Source organism: Micromonospora sp. NPDC049114 (assembly GCF_040648635.1).
In the GTDB taxonomy this organism is placed as follows: Bacteria; Actinomycetota; Actinomycetes; order Mycobacteriales; family Micromonosporaceae; genus Micromonospora.
In genome coordinates, this window is sequence record NZ_JBEZEA010000010.1 from 191,077 (window position 1) to 200,739 (window position 9,663).

Here is a 9,663-nt window from a genome sequence, read left to right on the forward strand (position 1 = left end):
AGAGAAGTCCTCCATGCCTCATTCCCGTAGTCGATCATGGGTGCACAGAAATAGGCGGCACGGCACCCGTCTCACGGCGTTCTTCCTTGCGTTGGTGCTGGTCGTGGCCGGCTCCACCAATATTGGCGTGACCCAAGCGGCCGCCGCCCCTGCGGATGCCGCGTGCTCCGTGCACGGCTCGTCCTTCGACGTCAAGCCGGTCGAGGCGGATAGCGTAGGGCTGCGCGTGGGCTGCGCGCGCGACTCCGGGCAGTTCCGGCAGTTGGCCAACAATGACGACGATGTCGTGGCGATCCTGGACTTCAATCCTGTGCAGCGCCCTGAGCAATTTCAGGAGATACTGCTGCAAAGGGTAGCGGTCTTTCACCGCGACCAGACCCAAGCAGGGCTTCTTCTCAGCGAGTCTTTCGCGCGCCAAGCCCAAGAAAATGCGGCAGGCTATTACTCACCGCGGAGCGACATCACGTTCGGCGGAAGCATCCAGGCTTTCGGCAACAGCCTGGTGATCGTGGTGCCCAAGGGGGACGTCGGCGCTGCGGGCTTCTGGGATGGCTTCTGGAAGGCGCTTGTGGTCGGCCTCGTCCAAGCAGCGACAGTGATCCTGATCGGTGCCGTTTGCCTAGCCTTCTTCAACGTCGGTGCTCCCGCCGCTGCACCGTTCTGCGGTGCTGTCTCTGGAGCCTTCGCCGGAGCCTTCGGCGAGTTGACGAGCGCCGGCGTGGACGGACATCCGATTGACGCCGACGTCTGGGGCAAAGCGGCAGGCGCCGCGTTGTGGGGCGCTCTCGGCGGCGCCATCACCGGGGGTCTCATGCAAATCCTCTCCAAGAGCACGCGGCCGTTTATAGAAGAGGGCCAGAAGTTCTTGCAAAAATTGGCGACTCAGTTCCGTTTCTGGGAGACACCTCTTACTGCCATAGCCAACATACTCAACCCGAAAACTGCCGACACGATCTTCGAGACGGTCATGCGGTTCAGGCGGGGCGCCGGGTCAACGACAGAAGGGCCAGCCGGGGCTCTCAGGGTCATGGTGGTGGGCGATTCGATGTCCCAGGGTGCCGAGGGTGACTGGACTTGGCGCTACCGGCTGTGGGACTGGTTCAGAACTCAGAATGTCGCTGTCAACTTCGTCGGTCCCTACTACGGCACCACGCCCCCTACGGAAGCAACCGGTCCGACTCCGCCGCGTTTGCAAGGGGCTCCCGACCCTGGGGAGGGCATTCCTCGCGTCTGGGGGCAGTACGCCGCAGGAGCGCCGGCCTTCGACTCCGACCACTTCGCGGTCTGGGGCCGCCAAGCGGCGCAGGTCAAGAACGAAATCCGTACGCAGGTAGCGGAGCACAAGCCCGACCTGCTCCTGGTCGGGCTCGGGTTCAACGACCTGGGCTGGTTTGTCGACAACCCCGACGGGACCATCGCCAGCATGAGGACGCTGGTGAGCGAGGCCCGTGCCGCCAATCCCAACATCAAGGTGGCCCTGGCCAACATCCCTCAGCGCACCCGGCTCGGTATCAATCCAGATCTGCCAGCCAAGACGGATCGTTACAACACGCTGCTGGCCACCTCGATCCCGTCGTGGAGCACCAGCCAGTCCCCGGTGGCGTTGGTCGACTGGCGGGCGAACTACGCCTGCGGGCCCGACAGCTGTCCGGACGGTTACGACGGGCTGCACCCCAACGCCCGCGGCGAGTACAAGATCGCCCAGGCGTTCGAACGCACCCTCGTCAACAACTTCGGCATCGGCTCGAGCGTGCCCGCCATCCCCAACACCATTCCGGCGCGGCCGACCCCCGTGCCGAGAAACGTCGTCGTCGAGCCTGGCCCCCAGGGTCTCAAGGTGACGTGGGATGCGGTCTTCGGTGCCCACGGATACACCGTCCGGTCCCGTCTTGTCGGCTCCGCGGACTGGAGCGAGTCCAGGGCGGCGTCCAACCGCCACGACACGCTCTCTGTCCATGGCCTGAAGTGGGAATACCAGGTCCGCACCGACAACGGCGACACCGAGGACCAGAAATCCGCTTGGACGTCCCCGACGGCGCCCGTGGTGGCGAGCCCGACGGCTCCTCCGGGCCCGGCGCAGATCGTCACCCGGGCCACCAGCACCGGCTTCGACATCACCTGGGGCGAAACGGTCGGGACGGTCGAACGTTACGGGGTCATCTACTGGGACCAGGACGATCCGGGCGCATTCCTCAGCGCGGTGGGAATCAGGGGTCATGCGGCCCACATCGACGGTCTGACAGTCGGCCACCGCTATCTCGTCTCGGTATCGAGTTGGGACACCAGCGGCGGCGGAGGGGTGCCGAATCCCGGCCGCCCGGTCCTCGTCGGCGGCGGAACCCCCGCGGCGCCGAGCGGCCTGAAGGCCAATGCCCTCGACGCCTCAAGCGTCTACCTCACCTGGAACAAATCCACCGGTGCGGCCGGCTATCGCGTCTGGGTCCGCAACCCTCTCGATGGCAGCGAGATGACAGCGAGTGATCAGACGAGCATGGAAACGACCTGGGGCGTCGGGTTCCTGGTCTACGGTGCCTTGAACTACGAATTCTGCGTCACCGCCGTCAACGGTGCGTTGGAAAGCGGAATGTCCAACTGCGTGAAACCCGTGGGATCGTCCTGACCGTCGTGCTGTGGCGCGGTCGGGTGACCGCGCCACAGCCATGCCGCCACGGAATTGTCCGCCCCCGCGTCAGCTCTTGTTGAGACTGCGTGTCGCCGCCCCGGGTCAGGGCCGTTGGTCCCTCGCCGGACGGGTGTCAGGCCCGGTCAGTGGCATTTCAGCCAGACCGCGGACGACGACCACCGGGGCGGGGGAGTGGTAGAGCAGGGACTGGGCGACCGCGCCGAGCATGGCTCGTCCCGGTTCGTCGCCCCGGGCGGCGACAACCGCCACCTGGGCCGACCGGGACGTGTCGACGAGCACCTGCCCGGGGTCGCCGCGGACGACCCGGCACTCGGTGGGCACCCCGCTGTGGGGGTCGGCGTGGCGGGCCAGTGCCTCGCTGAGCTGTTCGGCGACCGCGTCGGTGTCCTCGTCGCTCTCGACCACCCGCAGCGCCACGAGGCGGGCGTCGCGCCCGCGGGCGCAGTCCGCTGCCCACCGCAGGGCGAGGTGTGAGCTGGGGGAGCCGTCCACCCCGACCAGGACGGGGCCCTGCGGTGGCGGTTCGCGTCGGACCACCAGCAGTGGGCAGTTGGCTCGCGCGGCCAACTGCACGGCGGACGTCTCGGCCGGGACGCACTGGCCGCTGCCGGCCATTCCGCTGTCGCCGACGGCCAGCAGGAAGGCCGTCTCGGACCGGCGGATGAGGGTGGGCAGCAGACCGCTCTCGACGATCTCGGCGCGTACGGTCAGGCCGGGTTCGACCTGGTGGGCGAGCTGGGCGGCCCGGGTGATCAGGTTCTCGGCCTCGTCCCGCGGCGCGGCGACGGTCTCCGCCGCGAAGGCCGCCTGCCAGTCGAAGGTGTGTATGACGTGCAGGGGTCGGTCGTGCCCGGCGGCCTCCTGCGCGGCCTGCTCCACGACCGGAAGGTCACCGTCCGAGCCGAGGCCGACCAGCACCTCCGCGTCGGCGGATACCGCCATCGGATATCACCTCCCGGGCGTCGCGCCCGGCACGACTGCGCTGTCTCCTTACCGAGGGTAGTCGTGTGGTGACGACGGCGGGCCGGTTCGGGCCGCGCCGACGGGCCTGCGGTGGTCGGCACGTCGGGGTCGACGCGATTGGCGTCAACAAAGGTTGACAGCGGGGAGGCTGTCAACGTATGTTGACGGCATGAGTCAGGCGACGGAACTCGCGGCGGCAGCCGGCAGCACCGACCCCCGGGTCGGGCTGCGCGCCGTCCGCGCGCTGCGCCGGCTGCTCGAGCGACTCGAGGTGGTCCAGGTGGACAACGCCCGTCGACAGGGCTGGTCCTGGCAGGAGATCGCCGACGCGCTCGAGGTCAGCCGGCAGGCGGTGCACAAGAAACACGCTGGGCGACCGGCGGTCAACTCATCCTGGGAGGCGTGATGTTCGAACGGTTCACCGAGCGGGCGCGCGGCGTGGTGCGGGCGGCGCTGGAGGAGGCACGGGCCGAGGGTCAGCGGCCGGTCGGCACCGAGCACCTGCTGCTCGGCCTGCTCGCCGACGAGGCCGGCCTGGCCAGTCGGGTCCTGACCGACGCCGGGGTGCGCGCCGACGACCTGCGCGAACGGGTCCGGCGGCACACCAGCGGCGGAGGCGCGGGCCTCGGCGACGCGGACGCGGCGGCGCTGCGCGAGATCGGCATCGACCTGGCCGCCATCGTGGCCCGCATCGAGCAGTCCTTCGGCCCCGACGCGCTGCGCGAGGCCGTGCCCGCGCCGCGGCGCCGGTGGGGGCGTCGACGCTACCTGGGCGGGCCGTTCTCGCCCCGGTCGAAGAAGGCGCTGGAGCTGTCGTTGCGCGAGGCGCTACGGCTGCGCCACAAGCACATCGGCACCGAGCACATCCTGCTCGGGGTGCTGCGAGAGGGTCAGGGGCTGGGCGCGCTGGTGCTCACCGAAGCGGGCGTCGACCTCGACGATCTGCGCCGACGGGTGGAGACCGCGCTGCGGACGGCGGCGTGACGGACGCGTACGCGTTGAAACCTGTCTGTGGCACTTCCGACGCCGGCGCGTCGTCGGGTCGCTGAAGGCGGCCCGGTGCTGCACACTGGCGCCGTGAATGCTGGACAGGACAGGCGCCCCTCAGGTGGCGACGGCGGGCTGCGCTCCGCCGTGGTGGTGAACCCGGCGAAGGTCGACGATCTCGACGGGCTGCGCCGCACCGTGAACGACGCCCTGAGCGCCGCCGGCTGGCCCGAGCCGCAGTGGTTCGAGACCACCGTCGACGATCCCGGCCGAGGCCAGACCGAGCAGGCCGTCAAGGCCGGCGTCGACCTGGTCTTCGCCTGCGGCGGCGACGGCACCGTGATGTCCTGCGTCAGCGGGCTCGTCGGCACCGACGTGGCCCTCGCCGTGCTCCCGCAGGGCACCGGCAACCTGCTCGCCGCCAACCTCGGCCTCTCCACCGACCTCGCGGCGGGGCTTCAGGTCGCCGTCGAACGCGGCCGGCGGCTGCTCGACGTCGGCGCGGTGGAGGGCCAGTACTTCACCGTCATGGCCGGCATGGGCTTCGACGCCAAGATGCTCGAGGCCACCAACGAGACCACCAAGGCCCGCATCGGCTGGCCGGCGTACGTCGTGGGTGCCGTGAAGCACCTGCGCGACCGGCCGATGCGGGTGCAGATCCGCATCGACGACCGCCCACCGGTACGCCGCCGGGTCCGCTCGGTGCTGATCGCCAACGTCGGCCGGCTCCAGGGCGGGGTGCGCCTGCTCACCGAGGCCGAGCCGGACGACGGCTGGCTCGACGTCGCCGTGCTCACTCCGCGCAACCTGCGGCACTGGCTCGCGCTCGGCTGGGCCGTGGTCCGCCGCAGCGGTCAGGTGCCGCAGATGGAGGTCTTCCGGGGCCGCACCGTCGAGGTCAGCAGCAACCGCGCGCAGCCGAGGGAACTCGACGGCGACCTCATCGCGCCGGGCCGGCGGCTGCGTGCCGAGATCCGACCGCAGGCGCTGTGGCTCTGCGTCCCGCAGCCCGAAGACGCCCCCGACCTGTCCGTCGACGCCCAAGCCGCCGGGGAGCGGGGCGAGCAGCTGATCGAGGAAGCGCGCCGTGAGTAGCACCCGGATCGTGCCGGAGACCCGGCTGATGGCCAACGAGGAACTGTCGGCCGACGACGCCTGGCACACCCTGCGCCGCAAGGGCGGCTGGCACCTGCTGCGCGACGCGTTCATCCGGTTCCGCTACGGCGACGGGTTCAGTCACTCCCGCGCCTTCGCGTTGCAGCTCTGCCTCGCCGTGGTGCCGTTCCTGATCGCCCTCACCGGCCTGATCAGCGAGCTGGGTGTCGAGGAGGGCGGCCAGGTGGTCGCCGACACCGTGCTGGCGCTCACCCCGGGCCAGAGCGCCCAGGTGGTCGGCGAGCTGCTCGGCGAGGGCGAACGCGTCGAGGACGCCGGCGAGCTGGCGCTCACCCTCGGTCTGCTCACCGGACTGGTCGCGCTGACCACCACGATGGCGCAGATCGAGCGGGGCGCGAACCGCATCTACGGGGTCGAGCGGGACCGCCCGGCCCTGTGGAAATACCTGCGGGCGGCAGTCCTGGCCGTCACCGCCGGTCTGCCCGCCCTGGCCGGCTTCCTGATCCTCGTCGGTGGCGGGGCGATGGGCGACTCGGTCCGCAAGCACTACGAGTGGGGCGAGGTCGCCAACGGCATCTGGGACGTGGTCCGCTTCCCGTTGAGTCTCGCGCTGACCGTGCTCGCCGTGGCCGTGCTGTTCCGGCACGCGCCCCGCCGCAACCAGCCCGGCCTGTCCTGGCTCTTCTTCGGCGCGGGCATCGCCACGGCCCTGTGGTGGTTGGCCAGCCTGCTGCTCGCCGCGTACGTGCGGTTCAGCGACGGCTTCGGCCAGACCTACGGCGCGCTGGCCGGCATGATGGCGCTTCTGCTCTGGGCCAACCTGACCGGCATGGCGCTCTTCGGCGGGCTGGCCTTCGCCGCCCAGTTGGAGGCACTGCGTATCGGTGTGGAGGAGCCGGCGCAGCCCGACCTGTGGGAGCCCGAGGCCGACCGTGCCGAGCTGTTCGACACCGGGGACATGACGGCGCTCTGAGCGACGCCCGGGTGTACGCCGGACCCGGATCGGGTACAGCGCCTCGCCAGGTACAACAAGGGAGGTGCGGGGTGACCGCGGTCAAAGAGGTGGCTCGGCGTCCAATCGGTCACTTCGCCGAGCGGAGCATCGCCGGCCTGGTGGCCGTCACCGGCGCCGGCGTGGCCTTCGGGCTGTTGCTGTTGCTCGTGCGGGTGCGGTGGAGCCCGTTGCAGGACGCCGACCACGCGGTCGCCGAGTGGTTCAACTCGCTCGTCGCCCCGCACCACCCGCTGGTCACCGTGCTTCAGGCGGTGACCGATCTGGGCGGCCGGCCGATCCTCATCTGGCTGGTCACCATCGCCGTGGTCGGGCTGCTGATCCGTCGGCAGCCGCGGCTGGCCGTCTATCTGATCATCACCGGGGTCGGTGGGCTGATCCTCGACCCGTCGCTCAAGGCGCTTGTCGGCCGGCTCCGCCCGGTGGTGGACGTGCCGGTCGCCAGCGCGCCCGGCAACAGCTTCCCGAGCGGGCACGCGCTCGGCTCGTTCGTCGCGTACGGGGCGCTGCTGCTGGTGTTCCTGCCGGCGATGGCGCCGCGCTGGCGCAAGCCCGCGATCGTCGGCGTCGGTGTGCTGGTGGCGCTGATCGGGCTGACCCGCATCGCGCTGGGCGTGCACTTCGTCTCCGACGTGCTGGCCGGCTGGCTGCTCGGCGCCGCGTGGCTGGGCGTGACCGCGTACGCCTTCCGGCTGTGGCGGCGCGAGCGCGGCAAGCCGGTGCCGCCGCTGAGCGAGGGGCTGGAGCCGGAGGCCGGGCACGACATCGCGCCCGCCCCGGCCGAGGAGCACGTGCTGGCGCACCCCCGCTCGGCGGTGGCCGAGCTGCTGGTCGGCTGGGTGCTGGTGTTCGGCGCGCTGTACGGCTTCGGCATGTACGTCAGCTATCACGCCAAGAACACCTTCTTCGACACCCTGGACACCGAGGTTCCCCGCTGGTTCGCCGCCCGGCACACCGACGTGCTGACCGACGTGAGCTGGTGGTGGAGCAAGTTCGGTGACACCCACGCGATCCTGCTCATCTCGCTGGTGTTCTGCCCGCTGGTGCTCGCGGTGTGGCGGCGGTGGCGGCCAGTGCTGTTCGTGGCGCTGGCGATGGTAGGTGAGCTGACCCTCTTCCTCGCCTCGGCGCGTGTGGTCGACCGGCCACGGCCCCCGGTGGAGAACCTGGACGGGCAGATGCCCACCTCCTCCTTCCCGTCCGGGCACATCGCGGCGACGATCTGCGTCTGGCTGGCGATCACCCTCATCGTGTTCCCGCGTACCGACCGCTGGTGGCGGTGGATCTTCGTGGCGATGGCCGTGATCATGCCGGCCGGGGTGGCGACCTCGCGGATGTACCGGGGGATGCACCACCCGACCGACTTCATGGGCGCGATCCTGCTCTCCGCACTCTGGATCGGGCTGCTCTACCTCGTGATCCGCCCGAACGCCGACCTCAAGGAGGGCAACCAGCCGGCCATCGAGTCCGAGGACGTGGACACCCTCGACGACGAGCTGGCGCGCGCCGGCCGAGCCGACTGAGCGCTGCCGTGCGGGCGATGACCTGGAACATCCGTACCGGCGGTCGGGACCGGGGTGGCGCCGACCGGCTGGATCAGGTGGTTCAGGTCGTCAACGAGCAGACGCCGGACGTGCTGGCCCTGCAGGAGCTGCGCGGCTTCGACGCCGATGGGCTGATGGCAGGCGTGGCGGGCCGGGTGGGGATGACGCCCCACCTGGCCCGGTCCTGCTTCGGGCAGCCGGTGGCGGTGCTGGTCCGGCCGCCGTACCGGGTTCTCGCCGCGGGGGCGGTGCGCCGGCCGTTCCACCACGCCGCCGCCCGCGTCGTGGTGTCCACCTCGGCCGGCCCGCTCACCGTGCTCGGCACCCACCTCTACCCGTACTCCGGGGGACGCCGGCGGATGGAGGTCGACTGGCTGGTGGCGGCGCTGCGCCGCGCCCCGGAGCCGCTGACGCTGCTCGCCGGCGACCTCAACTCGCTGGACCCGACGGTCGACCACACCGCCCGCCTGGCCGGCCTGAGCGCTCTCTACCGGCGACGACACCTGCGCCGGGGCGGTGGCGCCGTGGACACCCGCGCGATCGCCCGCCTGCTCGCGGCCGACCTCGTCGACCTGTGGCCGTCGTCGAACGTCGGTGCGCCGGAGGCCGACGGTCTTACCGTGCCCACCCGCTTCGGCGGGGCCGAGTTCGCCGGTATGCGGCTGGACTACCTCTTCGGCAGCCGCGCGGTGGCCGAGCGGGTACGTGGCTGCCAGGTGATCCGTGGTGGAGCCTCGGACACTGCCTCGGACCACTATCCGCTGCTGACCACACTGGACCTGGGCGTCGGCTGACGCTGCCCGCACCGCCGACGCGGTGCGACACACGCCGATCCCCGCGGGCTGGCGCGGCCCGGTTACGGTGCCACCGTGACCGACCGCCCCACAGTTCCCGCACCACAGCCCGCGCACCCGGTCGCGCCGCGTCAGGCCCGCGACCTGTCGGCGCCGCACACGCCGGAGCCGGCCGCCGTCGCGCTCCCACTGGTCGCGGCCGTCGCGCGCGTCGTGGCGCTGGCCGTGGTGCTGCCGGTACGCCTGCTCTGGGAGCTGTTCGCGGCTGCCGGCCGGCTGCTGCGGCAGTACCTGATCAGCCCGGCCGGCCGGTTCCTGCGGCAGTGGGTGCTGGCCCCCGTGGCCTGGGCGCTGCACCGGCTGCTCTGGCTGCCCCTGCTCTGGTGCGCCCGCACGCTCGTCTGGCTGCCGTTGGTGTGGCTCGGCCGGGGGATTGCCTGGGCGGCCCGCACGCTCGTCTGGCTGCCGCTGGTGTGGTTGGGCCGGGGGATCGGGTGGGTGGCGAGGACGCTCGTCTGGCTGCCGTTGGTGTGGCTCGGCCGGGGGATTGCCTGGGCGGCCCGCACGCTCGTCTGGCTGCCGCTGGTGTGGTTGGGCCGGGGG

General features: G+C 71.1%; 9 protein-coding genes. 8 read left to right on the forward strand and 1 reads right to left on the reverse strand.

The window, feature by feature from the left end; translation table 11 throughout:
• Positions 1-94: 94 nt before the first annotated feature.
• Positions 95-2,620, forward strand: coding sequence for a GDSL-type esterase/lipase family protein (locus tag AB0B39_RS25395; RefSeq protein WP_357495625.1), 2,526 nt, complete (start codon positions 95-97; stop codon positions 2,618-2,620).
• 105 nt (positions 2,621-2,725) lie between these two features.
• Here the strand turns inward: AB0B39_RS25395 and AB0B39_RS25400 are convergent, their stop codons facing one another.
• Positions 2,726-3,586, reverse strand: a complete 861-nt coding sequence (locus tag AB0B39_RS25400) for a universal stress protein (RefSeq protein WP_357495623.1) — start codon at positions 3,584-3,586, stop codon at positions 2,726-2,728.
• A gap of 190 nt (positions 3,587-3,776) precedes the next feature.
• On the opposite strand from AB0B39_RS25400, the gene AB0B39_RS25405 reads away from it, so the two are divergent.
• The 7 genes from AB0B39_RS25405 to AB0B39_RS25435 form a co-directional block, all read left to right on the forward strand.
• The gene (locus AB0B39_RS25405; protein ID WP_007457155.1) at positions 3,777-4,013 is read left to right on the forward strand and encodes an HTH domain-containing protein; all 237 of its coding nucleotides are present in this window, start codon (positions 3,777-3,779) and stop codon (positions 4,011-4,013) included.
• On the forward strand, positions 4,013-4,591 hold the full coding sequence (locus AB0B39_RS25410; RefSeq protein ID WP_234581619.1) for a Clp protease N-terminal domain-containing protein: 579 nt from the start codon (positions 4,013-4,015) through the stop codon (positions 4,589-4,591). The genes AB0B39_RS25405 and AB0B39_RS25410 overlap by 1 nt, the downstream gene beginning before the upstream one ends.
• A 93-nt stretch (positions 4,592-4,684) precedes the next feature.
• Positions 4,685-5,689 (forward strand): diacylglycerol kinase family protein, encoded by a 1,005-nt coding sequence (locus AB0B39_RS25415; RefSeq protein WP_357575571.1) that lies wholly within the window; start codon positions 4,685-4,687, stop codon positions 5,687-5,689.
• Positions 5,682-6,683 (forward strand): YihY/virulence factor BrkB family protein, encoded by a 1,002-nt coding sequence (locus AB0B39_RS25420; RefSeq protein ID WP_234581621.1) that lies wholly within the window; start codon positions 5,682-5,684, stop codon positions 6,681-6,683. Before AB0B39_RS25415 ends, AB0B39_RS25420 begins: the two co-directional genes overlap by 8 nt.
• A gap of 71 nt (positions 6,684-6,754) precedes the next feature.
• Entirely contained in the window at positions 6,755-8,245 is a 1,491-nt protein-coding gene (locus AB0B39_RS25425) for a phosphatase PAP2 family protein (protein ID WP_357575572.1), read from the forward strand.
• Positions 8,246-8,262: 17 nt separating this feature from the next.
• Positions 8,263-9,060, forward strand: a complete 798-nt coding sequence (locus AB0B39_RS25430; protein ID WP_357495617.1) for an endonuclease/exonuclease/phosphatase family protein — start codon at positions 8,263-8,265, stop codon at positions 9,058-9,060.
• A gap of 75 nt (positions 9,061-9,135) precedes the next feature.
• On the forward strand, positions 9,136-9,663 hold a 528-nt coding region (locus tag AB0B39_RS25435; RefSeq protein ID WP_357575573.1), incomplete at its 3' end, for a hypothetical protein.